Source organism: Vibrio sp. 10N.247.311.49 (assembly GCF_041467655.1).
In the GTDB taxonomy this organism is placed as follows: Bacteria; Pseudomonadota; Gammaproteobacteria; order Enterobacterales; family Vibrionaceae; genus Vibrio; species Vibrio crassostreae_C.
This window is the reverse complement of the sequence record NZ_JBFSVA010000001.1, coordinates 380029-397596: the sequence shown is the minus strand read 5'-3', so window position 1 is coordinate 397596 and position 17568 is coordinate 380029. Positions and strand designations below refer to the sequence as shown.

5 protein-coding genes are annotated in these 17568 nt (G+C 44.8%); 2 read left to right on the top strand and 3 right to left on the bottom strand.

The window, feature by feature from the left end:
• Positions 1 to 31: 31 nt before the first annotated feature.
• Together AB6E54_RS01730 and AB6E54_RS01725 are read right to left on the bottom strand one after the other, a co-directional pair.
• Positions 32 to 3547: a hypothetical protein gene (locus AB6E54_RS01730; RefSeq protein ID WP_372106211.1), complete on the bottom strand. Its 3516-nt coding sequence runs from the start codon at positions 3545 to 3547 to the stop codon at positions 32 to 34.
• A 27-nt stretch (positions 3548 to 3574) separates the two neighbouring features.
• Entirely contained in the window at positions 3575 to 13969 is a 10395-nt protein-coding gene (locus AB6E54_RS01725; protein WP_372106298.1) for a hypothetical protein, read from the bottom strand.
• A 306-nt stretch (positions 13970 to 14275) separates the two neighbouring features.
• On the opposite strand from AB6E54_RS01725, the gene AB6E54_RS01720 reads away from it, so the two are divergent.
• The gene (locus AB6E54_RS01720) at positions 14276 to 16135 is read left to right on the top strand and encodes a helix-turn-helix domain-containing protein (protein ID WP_372106210.1); all 1860 of its coding nucleotides are present in this window, start codon (positions 14276 to 14278) and stop codon (positions 16133 to 16135) included.
• Between the two features lie 28 nt (positions 16136 to 16163).
• Here the strand turns inward: AB6E54_RS01720 and AB6E54_RS01715 are convergent, their stop codons facing one another.
• The gene (locus AB6E54_RS01715; protein WP_229647198.1) at positions 16164 to 17030 is read right to left on the bottom strand and encodes a LysR family transcriptional regulator; all 867 of its coding nucleotides are present in this window, start codon (positions 17028 to 17030) and stop codon (positions 16164 to 16166) included.
• A 141-nt stretch (positions 17031 to 17171) separates the two neighbouring features.
• Here AB6E54_RS01715 and AB6E54_RS01710 point away from each other — a divergent pair, with 141 nt between their 5' ends.
• Complete coding sequence (locus AB6E54_RS01710; RefSeq protein WP_017060338.1) at positions 17172 to 17546, top strand: nuclear transport factor 2 family protein; 375 nt, start codon at positions 17172 to 17174, stop codon at positions 17544 to 17546.
• Positions 17547 to 17568 lie beyond the last annotated feature (22 nt).

The window sequence follows — 17568 nt, the reverse complement described above, 5'->3', positions numbered from 1 at the left end:
ACTCTTAACTTTCAAGCCACTGTGGGCTGGCTTAGATCTTACCGACTAAGTTAATGAACACACCGGATGCGTCGTAGTCGTCATCATTGGTTAAGTCACTATCAAACGCAGAGAAGTTATAACCAATCCCCATTTTAAAGTTCTCGCCAATGTGCTTGTTCACCGAAACTAGCGCACCGTGTTCTAGCTCATCGTTGAGTGTGTCTGTTTTCCAGTGGTATTCACCCGTCACATCCCACTCTTTCATCACGCGATAAGAAGCGCTAAGTCCATATAGGTCGATGTCACTTTTAACCATCTCATTCGCACCAGATGCTCGTTCAAAAGCTTGCTGTTTGTCTTTATGGGCGTACTTAGTACCGACGTCCCAATGTTGGTCAATCGAATAGATCGCTTCAACTTCAATGATCTGACTGGTTTCGTCTTGATAATCCACATCGCGATCCAGTTGATCGAAATCTGCAATATAGGTGTAGCGGCTCAGTAAATTAAGTCGATCGTTGTAGATCGGACGATACGCAAGGCCGCCAGTGGCTTCAGTAAATTGCGCCATGGTTTCGCCCGTGGTTTCGCTCTCCGTGATTGAGTAGTTAAACTTACCAAATAGCGTGTACTCTTCCGTTAAGTGATGCGTATAACGGTTGGTCGTCACGATTTGTTGAAGTTCTCGCTGAGCGATGTCAGGGTCGTCTTCACTCTTATCCACTCGGTATTCAAATTTGTGGCTAAGGGTTATGTCATCTAGGTCAATTGAGGCATTGAAGCTGATAGATTCACGCTCTGTGGTAATGTTCTGGTCATCTTCAATTTCACCAAGCTGATAACCAATCCCCATCTCGACATCTTCCGTCACATCGTAGCCAAAGCCGTATGAGTCGATACGGCCATGACCATCATTTTCATCAACAAACTGGTTCTCTTGGTAAAAATCGACACTGCTGGTGAGATCTGCACGCTGACCAACAATCACGTTGTTTTGGCCTTCGTAGTTATCATCTACATAAGTTACGTAGGTTGAGTGGTCATCGGATACATCGTAAGTCACAGTCGCTTCTGCTACTTGGCCTCGGTCGCCATCGGTGTATTCGCCACCAAGAGACAAGTCTTCCAACACTTGGAATTCAGCACCAATCGACGCGCTGTCGTTTTCATCATAGTCATCCGACTGGTCGACGGTCTTTTGCCCTTTGACGTAAACGCTGTTCTCACTGTCCCACATGTATTCCAAACGCACACCCGCTAAGGTGGCATCACTGTGCTCGTCGTTTTGGTTAAGCTCTTCAGTTTGTTGCCCTGCCGCCGAAACCTTAATGTGCTCGGTGATTTTAACTTGAGTCTCAATCTCAATCGTTTCAGTATCTGTTTCTAGATTACCATCGACATCGCGCTCTTCATTGGTCGAGAAGCGAGAGAGAACCGCCAAGCGATCGGTAGCTTGCAAACGAAGTTCAGCACCGTATGCCTCTTGCTCTAAATCATCGCTGCTGCTTGCGTAGCTGTATCCCGCGTCTTTGTCTCGATACCAAAGTTTCAGGTCATTACCAACAGCACCAAAAATGGTTGGAGCAAGATCATAAAGGCTGGTGACAGCTGTGATTTGGACACTGTCGCCCTCGCGGTCTTCCAATGTGTCGCCAATTGGCGTAAAGGTTAAGCCGCCATCAACAGAGACAAAATTCGACTCAGTTTGAGTACCTTCACTGTGTGCAAACTCAGCCTTAATGTAGGTACCTTCTGTTGCACGTAGCGTTAAGTCCGTTCCATAAGACTCGTAATCTTGATTGTCCTTTTCTTGAGTCGCATACGTCACGCCAACACCAACGTAATCGTTGATCCAACCTTTAGCACGACCACCGTAAGACATCGCATCTAATGAATCTGAACCTTGTGGGACGTACTCATAGTCGACAACCAGAAAGTTTTCGTAATCATCGCCGTTTTCAATCACGCTGCCAAAGCTGTCGGATAGAATGTTATCGAGTGGCTTGGTCAAAATAATGCGACCTTGGTACGGGTCAAAGTCATAGTCGACGCCCGGCTCAAGTGGGATTTCATTCTGCACTAGGCCAGATTCATCTTTTACTTTGACGTAAACTTTGTCACTTCCCGGTACCGCTTCACCATGACGAAGGAAGTACAGAGAGCCGCCTGTACCCAAGAACTCATCGTGTGCATACAACGAATCTGCTTCTGCGGTAAAACCGACCATGTTCAGACGATCTTCACCGTATTGTGTAGTATCGCGAGTGCGATAATCAGCTTTGAAACCATAGAGGCTACGGTTGTAATCGTTGTTCTCAGTGCCTGTTAAACCCGTGTTGTAGTTACCCCACAAGTATTGAGACTTATCGTATTCCACATTGAGGTAAACCTTGCCCTTGGTGTTGACCACTTTTTCGATGTTTGAGCTGTCACCATAGTTACCGTAATAAAGCTCATCGTCGTCTTCGAGGATATCGAACACATCCGAATCGTCTGAGGCGAACGGATGTTTGAACATGTCTTTGATTTCACTTTCTCGCGTATCAAAGTGAGTTGTTACACGAAGTTTGTCGCCAAATTTACCCTGACCAAAGTACGCTAAACGACCTTGGTTATAGATGTCATTTTGATACTGGTCATCGACACTTAATGCATCGCTATTACCAGACACATTATTCTTACCAACATAAAGATCAGCCAAACCGGTTTGTGCGTAGTACGTATCTGGAATACGAACGTACAGCTTGTAACGACGTTCATCACCGTTATCAAACACAACCTTGGTAGGGAAAATGTAGGAGTCTGTTGGTAAGTACTGCTCTGCATATAAGTTGCCATCTTCGACATCAAATTCATCTTCACCGATGATGACTTTATCTACGCCTTTCAAGCCAGTGCCGATGAACTTCGCTAAACCCGCATTGGTCGGGATGTTGTGACGCATCAGCTTTGCCTGTCCGTAACTTTTACCTTTGCTCTCTTCATCGTCGTTATCGTTTCGGTCGATATCGACTTCAGAGTCCGGCTTAACTAAGTCAGTCACACCAACGGTGGTCACATCCATGTTGCCATCTTTGTCCCACGCTTTTAGGCGGAACATCAGCTGCTCACCGACCTCAAACTGATAATCAACATCAGTTTGACCATCCCAATTGATGTCAGAGTCGTTCGCCAGTTTATCGCCTTCAAGCACAGCGATTGGCTCAGACAGACCAAAGTCACCCACTCGGTACACTTCCAACTGGTACTTTTTGATGTAGTAACCGTAGTTGGTGGTAATGGTGAAACCGACGCTGTCACGCAGTGTGCCTTGTTCGACTTCTAATTCATCGCTGACACTGACATCTAATACTGGGTCAAAGCGAGTGATGTCACGGCTTGCCCAAATAGCGCCTTGCTCTAAGTAAATACGCGAGCTGTCTTGGTCTTGGTTCGGCTTGGTGATTTCAATGCCAGTCGTCTCAGAACCGAGTTTTTCAAGCTTACCTGTGTCTTTCGCTACCGCCATCACAGGAATGGCCGTTAACACACACGTCGCTAAACGAGACTTACTAAATACTTTCATACAATTTCCAGTTACGGTTCCAATGGCTTACTTCTGTTCACTTTGTTGGTCTTTGCGATGAACGCTAAAGTTGAACTTGGTGAGCTTGTTCGGGGTAATTCGCAACACTTTTGGGTTTTCGCTCACCACTTCCATGGAGGTGGAGAGCGAATCAGTGTCCAACTTCACGAGGAAGTTCTTACCTTTCTTATTGAGTACCCATTGGTCGGGCACGTGGTAACGACCGTACTGGTCTGTGTAAATAACGATTCCCTCAACCGTCATCAACTTAACGCCCGGAATACCATCTTCGTAAATACCTTTGTTCTCGATAACGATTTCCCACAGGTAATCCTCGCCATCGCGATACAGGTTTCTGGTTACGTTGAGGTTTTCCGCGCTCAGTCCCTTTTTCTTGTCCGATTCATGCTTAAACTGAATCTGACCTTGTGCGTCGAACTCGATACGAGAGCCCGCATCGGTTGTGACGTAGAAATCAAAGCTTTGCTGTGTGCGAGTTTTAAATTGAATCACCACTTTGCTGGTTTCTGGCAGTGTTCGGTTCACTGAATGTCCCCAAAGGTCACCAAGCTCCAAACCTTGTTCAAGTGCAGTGGTTATCGCACCATCTTGAATAGCAACGTCTTGACCATCACGAATGATGTGCGTCGAATCAGCGATGTAGCCTTGTGTTGCTAAGTTCGCAGTTAGCTCAACATCAAACGCGGTTGCATCAGCTTGGAATCCATCTTTGTTATGATCTTCAAAAACTTTACCGATGATCGATGAGGTATCGAACACCTTGTCCGGCTCAATGGTCACTTTGGCGGTGTCTTCATTAGAAACAGCCGAGCCATCAACCTTCGCTACTGCGGTGTTGATGTAATCACCAAAAGTGGCACCTACCGAGACACGCAATAAGTAACGAATACGCAGCTTCTCGCCCGGATCAAAGTTCAACGATGTGAACATTAACTTGCCCGTATCTGATGGATCTTGAGAGATAACCTGATCGTCTTCCGTACCGAACTCACCATCAATGCCGCTTAGCACAACTTCTGATGTATCCACGATGTATTTCAGACCACCTGGGTAACGGTCTTCCACAGTCACGTTCTTAAAGTAAGATTCATTGTTGTTCTCAACGATGATCTCGTACTCAACCGCATCACCCACTTGCGCGGTATCTTGCAACGCAGACTTGGTCAGCTCCAACTCTCCAGAATTATCAGGAATCTTCTTGATATGAGTAGTTACACTGTCGCTGGTTTCGGTACCGTCAGATTCGGTCGCCGTAAAGGTATTGGTAATGTCGTCATCCAAGCCCTTACCTAGCGTACCCACGACCTCAAACGCGTAAGCATTTCGTTTGTTGGATTTCAGGTTAACGGTAGTGTCTAAGTCTTTATTCGACGGGAAAGAATGACGCTGAATAACCGCGCCCGAGTCGTCGACTTCCACACCTTCAATTGTCCAATCGATAAAGACTTTATTACCTGTGCTGTTTTGTAGTCCACTGATCTCATCGGTTAGACGAACATTAGCCGCGTTACCTTGACCGTTGTTGGTCACGGCTAAGTAATAAGTGACACTGTCGTCATCTTCGGTGTATTCAGGCTTATCAGAACGTTTTTCAACAACCAGATCAGCACCCACTGGCGGCAAATCCAAAGCAGATACTTGATCTGCCACTGCCTGCATCGAGGTTTCAGAGGCCAACATGCCTTTAGAACGAGCGCGCATCGCTGGGCTACCAGTTAAGTCGAGGTAGTATCCAAGCACATCGATATTAGTCAGCATGTCTTCGTTGACCGTCAATGTGAACGTGTAATCAATCTTGCCGCCCGGCGATATGTCGACCAAGGTGAACAGGTCTTTGTCGTCATCAAAGGTGCCAGGTTGAGTTTCAGCCCCTTCTGATGTTGCCGTTAGTGTCCATTCATCAAACGCATTACTAAAATTACCATCAATATGATCACCCATGGATTCAGAGAACTGGGTATAAAGCGCGACATCTTTGGCTATACCTCGGCCTATGTTTTGCACCACTAAGTGATACTCAACCTGCTCTCCCGGCACGTAATACGAGGCATCGGTAAACAGCTCAGCTTGAACCACAGCCGCAACTGTTTGAACTGGAGGACTGATAACATCGCCGCCATCTACTTGCGCAGTATTAATGATGTGTCCGGTCGCGGTATCGACTACGGTGCCTTTTGAGCGGAACACAACTGTGCCGTGCGGTGCAATATCCACACTGTACTCAATCGGGCTAATTTGCTCCGTCGTCGTTCCTACCGTGGTTGACTCAACAACCAAAGAAGTGGTTCCAGCAACAAAAGCAGGCCCAGTGGTACCATCGTAATAGCCCACCTCTATCGTGCTCATGTCATCGACAACACTTAAATCGCTGATGTAGTTGTTAGAGGTGTTTTCAATGGTAATCAAGAATTCCAGCTCACCACCCGGCTCATACTCGGTTTGTACGTTAGTTTTCGTCGCAACAAACTCAGAGTCTTTCGGTGTCATGACTACCGTTGAGTCTTGTGGTGTTCCGTTATAAGTGATGGTTGCCGTGTTACTGATATCGCCAATCGCCGTCGTACGAATCAACGCCTTAACATGGAATGTCACGGTACTTTGTGGCGCCACATCCATACTCACATCGATATCTTCACTCAAGTCGAACGTCTTGGGAGTGACAACAGAGCGATCATCCGAGGCGTCAAAGCTCACTTCCCATAGTAGGAATGCCGACTCTTGTTTATCCGCGGTCGTGTCGACTTGAATGTCACTGATGATGTCTTGAAGTTGAACACCAGATGCAAACGCATCAGAGCTGTTGGTTACGGTGATGTCGTAGTTAATCAGCTTGGTTACTTCATACGATGGCGTATCAACCGTCTTCTTGACCGAAACCGTCGCCAACACTGGTGTACTGGTAGCACTGTCATCAAATGTTGTGCCGTCAAAGGTCGCTGATGCGATGTTAGTAATATCGCCTGTCGCCAACAGATTAGTCGCAACTTGAATAGTGAAAACAATACTGTCTTGAGGCGCAATATCGAGCGTCTCATGAAGGTCTTCACCACGGGTTGCATCCGGTAATGGGGTTTCACCGGTTGTCGATACCGCCGATATTTGGATTGAAGCAGGGTCAAAAGCTTGTTCAGTCGTACCACCTGCAATCGTGGTTTCAACCGACTTCAGCGCATCTTCAATAGCAACATCTTCAGCCCAACCTAAGCCGTTATTCTTAACGGTCACGGTGTACTGAAGTGTTTCTCCCGGAAGGTACTCTGCTTTATCGACATCTTTAGTGATCTCAACTTGCGCATCTTCTGGAATGTAGGTCGCGTCTGCAGAGTGCTCACCGTCGTCGCTATCAACTTTAACGACGTTAGTGATCTCGCCTTTGGCCTTATCATTAACAGTGTTGGTCACGACAAATGAATAACTGTCACCCGGGTGAATGCTGTAAGTCGCACTATAACCCTGTGCGTTATTAACCACATCTTTGCGAGCGTTCAGGGCTGGATCGCCACTGCCATCAAGCTGTTCGTCGCTAATGATCCAATTACCTGTCAACGCTTGCTCTTGATCTGGGCTGTTAGCCACCTCTGTCATGATGGTGTCGATACGATCGGTTAGAACTTGATCGACAAGGTAACCTTCACCCGTGTTAGCCACAGTGATCTTGTATGAGATTGGTTGACCCGGTTGGTATTTGGCATCAGGTTCTGCAATTGGCGTCGTTTCTTTGGTTAGAACCAATTGACCCGACTTCGGCGTGATAAAGCCTTCTCGTAAGCGAGCGATCTTCGAATCGTCCAAACCATGTCGCAGATAAGCCGTATTGGTGAAGCGCCCAATCGCGTCATCTCGTACCTTGCCTTGGACGTGAATACGGACAACTGTGTACTTATCGCCGCCACCCGTACCGGCATCGTCACGCCCTGCCATCTTGATCGATTCGACAGGTAAATCGATGTCTGGACTGTTTTGAGCAACTAGCTTATCTAGCTCTGAAAAATCATTAGCGTCAGGGTCTGACGGCGCCGAGTTATAAAGCACATCGTAATCAACCGTCCATTCTGTCAATGCCGTTTTCATTGAGCCATCAACGGTTTCGACTTCAAAGCTTCTGATGATGTCACGAATCGAAAACAGGCCAGAATCCACATCGTCATTGGTGATGTCGATATAGTAATTCACTGTTCCACCCGGCACGTACTCAGGCGTATCCGTCCATTTATCAATCAGGATATTCGAGCGGCCAGGGTTGAGGGCAATATCGTTGGTGTTATCGCCATTCACTTGTGCTGTATTGGTGATGGTACCTGTCGCTGACGTAGAAACTCTGCCTTTCACGTCAAATACAATGTGCTCACCTGGGCGAAGGTCGACAGTTGCATTCAATGGTACACTGCCGTTGTAGTTACCTCGTACGTCATAAGAACCAACAGGTTCCACAGCAATCGCGGTGGTCCATTCAGAGAACGCATCATCACCATCTTCGGTTTTGATGGTATGAATAGCATCGATAACACTCACGTCATTCGCGATGCTATCACCCGTATTCTCTAGCGTAACTTGATACTCAACATCCCCGCGAGGTGCGTAGGTACAGCTACTGCCATCGTTTGAAGGAACTGAACAACCAGCCGATTCACCATCGGTGTAAACCAAGGTTTTGAAATAGTCGAGCTCAGCTTCTTGAGGTGGGATAGTTTCTGACGTCGCAGACTCATTTTCTGCCGTCACTCGGTTGGCTTCGATAGTTCCCAAAGCGTCATCACGGATAACACCCGTTAAGTTAAACGTCAGTATTTCACCTGCGGCAATATCGGTTTCAATATTCAGGTTATTGTTTGGGTTATAGCTAGGAACATAGGTATCGACGTTGGCATCAATACCATTACTGATTTCGTGAATGATATCGCCCGAAACAAAGGCAGACTCCATTGTTCCGCCAATAACCTCAACTTGGATATCCTTTACCGTGTCTTTGATTTGAATATCATTCGCCCAACCGTTTTCAGTGTTAGTGACCACAAATTCATACTCAACTTCGTCACCCGGCAGATAGGTATCCCCATCATTGAACGGGTTGCCGTTAATCGACACCACGCGTTTTTCAACACTGATATTATTTCCTAGTGGCATTAGAGTCGCAGTACGAACCTTACCGTCATAATTCGCTTTGTTTTGAATATCGCCCAACGCATCCTCACGAATCTCAGCATGGATGGTGAACGTTAGGCTTTCTTGAGGCGCGATAACAATGTCGTTATCAATATTGACGTTATTACCAGAAACGAAGTCAACCGCGTCTGTAATCGAACCTACCGCTGCCGTTTTTTCTAGCTGCACTTCCCAACCAGATAAAAATGGCTGGCCGACAGGGTCAGTGCCAGACGTCGAGGCATCTTCTGCAATGCGAGTCTGAATTGCAGAAATAGTATCTTCAAGGCGAGAACCATACTCAATACCATTACCCGTGTTCTTAATTTGAACTCGGTAGTAAACCTCACTTTCACCAGCGACTTGAGAATACTCAGTCTTTGCCGAGGAGAGGCCTGCGTCATAAAATGCTTTCTTAGAGAACGAAATTTCAGGCTCAGCCATCTTTGCAGGTGGAGATACGGCAATTAGTTCATTTCCGTCATCTTCATCGATGTACGCTCGGTTAGTGAAAGAACCTACTGCTTTCGGACTGATTTTGGCCTTGATGACGTAACGCACAAACGATGACAATACTACACCGCCAAAGTTGTCTGCCGATATATCAAAGTGCGTATCAATCGGTTGATTGTCTTTAATCGAGTTATCTACATCAGGATCTGAAATCCCCGATCCATCAGCGAAAGTTTCAATCATCCAACTATCAAACGCCGAACCGCGAGTTCCATCGTAGTATTGAGTCGTTATCTGGTCGATATCATCACGCAGGCTAATGTCATCAACGTGCGCCGATGCGATGTTCTCGATTAGGATTTCATACTCGATGTAGCCGCCAGGCATGTAATTGGTAGCACCAACCAACTCATTACCATCCGTGTCGTAGTAAGCCAGAATGTTTTTTTCGTAATCAATTTTGCGACCAGTTTGCGAAATATTATGAGATATCGTGTCGCCATCGACGGTTAGAACGTTAACAACATCGCCATTGGCTTTGTCATTGATGGTCGCGACAACTTGGTACTCAAGCTTAGCGCCCATCGGAATATCGGCTTCAACATTTAGGTTACTGTTGGTTGATGTGTAAACATTGCCAGCACCTGCGCCCGCATCCACATACTCAGAATCAGTTCCAGTTGCGATCGATGTGATGGTCCAATCTGAATACGCTGGTCCTGTATTACCATCCACTAAGCTGACCGTAATATCTTCGAGGTTATCGACGATTGGAATATCGTGAGCGTTACCTTTGCCGTCATTCTCAATCACTAAGTGATAGGTCACGGTTTGAGCGGGCTCGTACACCGCTTCATCAGTCGTTTTATCAAAATCTAAATGGTAGCCATCGGGAATCACGACGGTATCTCGATAATGAATATCACCGACCGCATCCGGTCTTACGGTACCTGTTACTGTGTAAGTCACGTCTTCGCCAGCATCGATATCAATCGAGGTTACGATGTCAGTGTCGTTCGCAACATCACCGTCTTTGGTACCATCTGTTGTACCCGCGTTCGCAGGATCGCTCTTAGCAACCGCCACCGTAAACTTGTTTGAACCTACCGAATCATCGAAAAATGGATTACCTGAATTGCCATCTTGTAGCTCCACTGATATGTCATTAATCAGTTCGTTAACGTCTACGTTGTTTCGATAACCATGTCCATCTTGAGAGTTGTACCTAATGGTATAAGTCAACTCATCTCCCGGAGAGTAGCGGTTAATGTTAGTAGTGCGAACAACGCCGCCGTTATTATGTACCTGATGGTTTTCAGCCACGGCACGTTTGGCATACTCACAATCGTCAGTACAACCGGCATTATCATCATGAATCAGCACGGCTTCGTTGCGGATTATGCCGCCGTCTCTGTCCGCTACACCGTTAGATACCGCATTGTCTTTGACATGCGCCTTAATACGCACCGTGACAAAGTCTTTGGCCGGAATTGAAACTGGGAACTCCACATCTTCAGTCGTTTGAGGGCCGAAACCAGAGCCAGTATCAACAGACCAATAGTCAAACGGGTTTTGATTAAGAACATCTTCTACTTCACCATCTTTATCATTCGCTAGCGTAGTAGTGATCTCACTCAGGCGATCCATGAAGATAAGATCGGTCTCATCAGTGTCGCTGTTATTGCCAATAACGATGGTGTAGGTGAGATCTTCACCCGGCGTGTAGCGGACAACATCGGTCGTTTTGGCTAATGAAACATTGATGTCATAGGTACTGTGTGAGTTATCTATTTGAGCGGAAGAGCTGTGGTCACGGTCTGTAATAGGATCGTAAACATCAACACGGTTCGATACTTGTTCTTCTTCATAGTCAGACTTAACAATGCCGCTCACCTCATAGTGAACCCACCCTCCGGGAGTGATATCAACGTCGGTATCGATGTCAGTGTCGTTAGCAATGTCACCGTAACGAGAACCCGGTTTATCTGTGTTGGTCGAACCTACAATTGTCCAACTATTAAAGAAGTTAAGCGCTGAAATACTATCTTGTACCGTTGCGTCATTTGCATAGCCAACACCGCGGTTATAGATATAAATATCGAACGTAGCGCGCTCACCTACAACAAAGTCGGTATTTTGAGCGGTCTTAGCGACTACAAGATTCGGCTCGCTAGGATAGGTACGTACCGTATCCGATAGATTAGTATCTGGTCCCGTCACTGTTGCGGTATTGGTGAATGCTCCCCAAAGAATCTCACTGTCGACACTGCGATCGAGTGTCCCAACAATGGTATAAGTAATCGTCGCACCTGGCGGGAGCTGAGCGGTGGCATCCAGATCATTGTTATCCGAGAACGATCCAGGGTCAGTCACGGCTTTCACCCACGGGGAGTCTGCCTCTCTTTCTGCACTGATCGTCCACGAAGAGAACACGGGCTTGGTTTCACCCGGCTCGTGAAGTAACTCTGCTTCTATGGTACTGATTTCATCTTTAACATTGATGTTAGAGGCGAAACCGTTCCCTGCTGGGTTGGTAATGCTGATCGTATAAGTGACAGTATTGGTGGTGTCGGTATACGCGTTTTGTTCATCATGACCATCAACACGCTTATCCAATACTAAGTAGTAATCTCGTGGGTATGAGCCTCTATCGGAATAAAGTACGCTGTCAACCGTCACTTCATTACGGATTTCATCATCGGCAATGGGGTTTACGGTCGCGGCAATGCTATAAACGATCTTATCGTGTGGAGCTAGCTTTGCCTTCACATCTAAGATCTTTTGATTCTTCTGATTACCTTCTATGTCATCAGTAAAGCCGGGATCACTGTTTGTCGAAATTGAGCCGTCAGAGGCATAAGATTTCGCAGTAATAATCCAGCTCAAATACGCTTTAGTCGGTGTATCATTAATAGACTGAGTCATGACAGAGACTAAATCATCATAAACCGGTACATCAATCGCGTAGCCGTCACCGTTATTCTCTACCGTGATGTCGTAGTTCAGGGTACCGCCAGCTGAGTAGTAACGAGAATCCACTTCCTTTTGGACTTTTAATTTCGAGTTTGGCATTTGTACACCAGAGCCTGACTCGCCTAAGTTATCCCCTAAGCACAAGCCCGCATCGGTACCATCATCAACAATCTGCCCCACACTGGTGTCTGCCACTTTTGCGGTCAGCTTATAATGAACGAAACCCTCAGGTGCGAGGTCGACTTTCAAATTGATGTCGTTTGTTGTCCAAGTATTGTAATTAAATGAACCATAATTCGATCCTTCACCACTTCTATCAGCGACTTCAAGCTTCCACTCGGAAAATGCTGAAGCATTAGAGCCATCCGTTTGCTCTGTCACGATACAAGCAAATTTATCGACAACTTCGATATCGTTGGCGAAGAACTCTGTGTCCTTGTTAGAAATAACAATGTCATAGACCACTTCGTTATCACCGACTATCCCCGGAACATAAGTCGTATCTGTGGTGTTCTTATTACGTGTAATTTGACTTGATGACGTCGTCAGAACGTCTTTCGAATCGAGAATATTAGCCAAAGCATCGCCAGAATCTGCGAGGCCATCAGCATCAACCACTCGGGCTGCAACTTGGGGAATTTGACCAACAGACACAGGGCTAACGTCCACCACAACGGAATAAACAATCTGCTCACCGGGATAGATAGACACTTTGTCTTCTAGTGACTTGTTGGACTCCTTTCCAGATGCATTGAGTTCAGAAAGGCTATTAGAACCGATCGAGGTCACTTCATTGGTCCAAAAATCGTAAGGGTTACCCACCGTGTCAGTTGCGTTCTTTTCGTTGCTGACATCGTTGCCTAGATCGGTTTCAAGATCCGCAAGAAACTGCTGAACAGAATAATGGTACGCGATACCAGTGTTTGCTTGGTTAGCAACCGTGACCGTATAGGAAAACTCATCGTCGACTAGGTAGTTATCCGATTGGTTCAAGGTATGTGTCAGGGTGATACTAGGCTCAGTGGGTGGAGTGATAACCTCATCAACTGTGACCAAATCATCGCGTGTTTCAGCGGTTATACCGTCATTAACGATGTCGCCGACTAAACTGTCGGCAACGGTCGCTTGAATTTCGTAAGTCACAGAACCGCCTATATCAATCGACGCATCACTTACTGATAAGTCCCCTGATTCGGCGAAGGTGCCTGGATCGCTTTTGCTGCCTTCAACCTTGGTGGCAGAGTTAACGTTGTCAGTAAAAGCTTGTTGCAAAGCCCCTTCAATATTGAGTGCCTTTATATCTGAAATGATATCTTGAACGTCGAGCGCCTGAATAAACGTATCGCCAGTATTCGAAACCTTAATCTTATAGGTGAGTTTGTTATTGAGTTGATAGTTCGCTTTATCGACCGAAACAACAACATCATGTTGATACACACCACGCTGAATGGATTCTGTATTTGATTCAACAGCATCCAATAGTCCTGTGCTCGCACTTGCGAAGTTATCAATCGTACCGGCTGCGTTAGCAGAAACGGTGGCGACCATGGTGTAGGTCACTGACCCACCAGCCGCAATACGCACACCTGATGCATCTAAGTTTCCGAAGCGACTGTAATCACCTGGAGATGACAAGAAGGAGGATTGCGCTTGAGTCGAGACTTGCGAGAACGCGCTGACATTATTCCCTTGGTCATCTGTCGTTAAGATATTTAACAGCTCATCCTTAACGTCCAACTCAGCAATAGCTTTATCCGACTCATTCGTTAAAACAAGCGTATAAGCCACCTCTTGGTCGTTGTCGTAAGACGCGCTGTCAACAGACAGATCCATAACAAGACCCGTTGTGTCCGCATAGGAGGCAAATGGAATCAATAAAATAGATAAGAAAAAGGCAAGGTTGTATCTGAACATTAACGCGCACTTCACAGTAGATTGACAAGTGTCTAGGCAAAAAGCCATAGATTTGACGTCACTAATTTGGCACTTAGTCTATTAGGGACATGCGCAACATACAGTTCAAATAATCCGAACAATTAACATCTGTAAAAAACAAATTACTGAAGATGTTAAATAGAGAATCTGATGTCTAAATTAGAATCAAGACATTGAGTTAATTATCAGAAGGTTAATGTTTTAATGAGTGAGTTTTCACAGTTGTTACGTAACTTCAGAAAGGAACTTCAATTTACACAAACAGAGTTTGCAACCTACTTAAATCAGCTGGACGACGAGTTTAATGCGGTTGACGTCGTAACGATAAATCGTTGGGAAAACAGTAAGGTAAAGCCTAGTACATACAAAGCACTCAAGATCTTACAGTACCTTGGCGGAGATTTGTTTGAGACAATAAAGAGCTTTAAATCCGAACAAAAAGACACACTAATCGAACTGTTTTTAAACGAATCCTATGGCTCATTTCAAAGTAGAATTTCAGCTCTATCAGGCCTGAATCAACAACAAGGCAAACGCAACTTTAAGTCACGGCCTTTAATGTCAGAGCCGTGTGACACTGGCGTTATCGACAGAATCAAACTACTTTCTAAATTCACAAAAGTCGATATTTCGCCATTGGACCAAATTGATTTATATCTCTACTACTGTGAGAAAAAAGTACATGGTCACAAACTGATCAATGTAGATGGTGACATTGTGAGTCACAACGTAGGCTTTTTCTTTGAAGACCATCAATTTGAAACATTAAAAACTCAAGAGCTAGATCTAAGAATGGCCTGCTCTTTAAATTCAAGCAAAAGCATAAATTATTTTAATATAAGCTCACACTCAGAGACAAAAGATCATGTTATTGAGCATATAGTTTCAGATATACAGTTACTTTCTCAGAACAAAAACATTAAAAAATATTCTGTTTTAGTAAAAGACCCCAACATGATGAAACTCTTGAAGGGCGTGGGGTTTGAAGTATTTAAATTTTCAGAACCTTCTGCTAAAAAATGTAATATTACATTCAAAAATAAATATTATAGCTACTGTATATTAACGATTGATAAAATAGACTATCTGACGAATCGGAACGTAATGTCACTAATCAAAGATGAATATTCTACCATGATGAAATTTCCGCAATTACTGCGCGAAGCGCGCAAGAAATTGAAGTTAACGCAAAAGGATTTTGCGGTATACATTAATCACTTAGATGATGAATTCAGCTCTGTAGATGTCGTAACGATAAATCGATGGGAAAATAGCAAAGTAAAGCCAAGTAATTACAAAGCCCTAAAGCTACTGGACTGCCTTGGTCTGGACTTGTATACAACGTTGAAATCCTTTGATTCAGAAGATAACGAAGACAGTGCATTACTTGAAGACTTCCTTCGTGAGAGGTTCTTTTCGTTTCAAAGCCGAATATCGTCTATCACTAAAGGGGAAATAGAAGAAGGCTGCGACTGTCAGATCATGCCACTAATGACAGATCAGAATGACAAATCAGTAATAGATAGAATAAAGCTGATTTCACAATATACAAAGGTGGATCCTTCAGCTCTTGATACTATCGACCTGTTTCTCTATTGCAGTGAAAAAAAGGCGCATGGCAGAAAAATGGTCGATGTTAATGGCGATATTGTTAGTCATAGCCTAGGTTTTTTCTTCAACGAAGAGGTATTCGAGCAATACCAAAATAAACATCTACATATTAAGCAAGCCTGCTCTTTAGATTCTAATCATAACTTAAATTACATTGTGGTTAGCGGTCACTCTGAGAAGCGTGAACAATCTATTGCGAACCTGATTTCCGATATGAAGCTTCTTGCAAGAAATACTAAGATTAAAAAGTATTCCATGATCATAAAGAACCCAAGTGCATTGGAACTTATGAAGAACATCGGATTTGAAATATGGAAGTTTTCAGAACCAACAGAACAAAAGTCGAACATCACCTTCAAAAACAAAAACTACCGCTATTGCGTACTGACTATCGACAAGATCGAATTACTGAGTAATAAACATGTTATTTCTTTTATTAGTAAATATGGTTAAGCACCGGATTTTACCAACGATAGAAAGCTTATACTAAATTCTGCTTAAGCTTTTCTTCCAACGCTTGGATACACAGCTTGATGGCGATAGGCGTATTTGAAGCAAATGGGTTTAGCGCATAAACCGTGTTGGTGGGTAATTCAAAGCTTGGCAGCACGTCGACAACATCACCAAATAACTGAGGAATGCAGAAATCTGGAATCACACCGATACCAACACCTGATTTAATCAGTGCAAGGCAACTATGGAATGAATTAGTGGTACAACTGGCTTGTTGTTGGTAGACGAAGTCTTGCTCACCTTGAGAGCTAAAATGATGAGTCACCTGTTTTCCCTGCCATGAGTTAGCAATATAAGGAATTGATTCAAGTTCACGCTCTCGCATGCTTTCTACGCCGCACAACACGTCTTTAAACTCGCCTAACCGTTTCTGCTTAAGATTACTGTCGCGCGAGCTACCCACTCGTACCGCGAGATCAATATCGTGATCCATGAAATCCAAGTGTTGATCATCACTGATCAGCTCAGGCTTTAGTTTCGGGTATTGCTTCATTAAATCCGCAATAACAGGCGCTACCAATAAATCCATCAAGGCATTCGGAGCTGTGATACGAATCCGGCCTTGTGGCTCTTCTAGCTCGGCTTTTGCCATATCCCAAGCCGATTCAGCGATCACATTGATGTCTTTGCAACTCAAATAAAAGCGCTCACCCATGCTTGTCAAAGTTTGTCTTCGTGTTGTGCGTTTAAGGAGAGAGGCGCCTAACTCTTGTTCTAGAATTTTGAGATGTTGACTGACGACAGATTTAGACAACTCTAACTTTTCAGCCGCAGCCGAGACTGAACCCTGATCTACGATATGAGCGAAAATCGACATCTGCTTTAGCTTACTCATCTTATTGTTCTCTTTTTACAAACAGTATTTTCCATTATCTCTGTTTTTAAAATCAATTTCCAAGACTAAACTCAATTCAACTTATCGAAATACCAAATAAAAAAGACAGTGCTCGAAACAAGACTGTTATGGAGAAAGACAATGTTAGACAACCAAATTTTAGAAGCATGTAAGCAAGGCATTAACGCGTGGCAAAAGGCTTTCAACAACCAAGATGCGAAAGGTTGTGCCGATCAATATACTAAAAGCTGTGTAATGGAAGCGCGTCCATTTGGTACTTTTGAAGGTCATGAAGCGATTCAAGCATTTTGGCAAAACATCATCGACCAAGGTTTCAAAGACGTTGATTACACCGATGTAAAATGGGAAGAGCACCCAGACGGCGGTTACATTCTTACCGCGAGTTGGACAATGAACAAAGCGTTTGGCGTTGTACATCATGAACACTGGGCACTTGAAGCCGATGGCTGCGCTCGCTTAGTCAGCGACAACTTCGAAGTTCAAGGCGAACGCTAGAGCTGTAATTAACAGCTAGAAG

Coding starts and splice junctions, on each gene's coding strand:
- AB6E54_RS01725 (WP_372106298.1), bottom strand. CDS start 13,969: ATGGATCTGTCTGTTGACAGCGCGTCTTACGACAACGACCAAGAGGTG.
- AB6E54_RS01730 (WP_372106211.1), bottom strand. CDS start 3,547: ATGAAAGTATTTAGTAAGTCTCGTTTAGCGACGTGTGTGTTAACGGCC.
- AB6E54_RS01715 (WP_229647198.1), bottom strand. CDS start 17,030: ATGAGTAAGCTAAAGCAGATGTCGATTTTCGCTCATATCGTAGATCAG.
- AB6E54_RS01710 (WP_017060338.1), top strand. CDS start 17,172: ATGTTAGACAACCAAATTTTAGAAGCATGTAAGCAAGGCATTAACGCG.
- AB6E54_RS01720 (WP_372106210.1), top strand. CDS start 14,276: ATGAGTGAGTTTTCACAGTTGTTACGTAACTTCAGAAAGGAACTTCAA.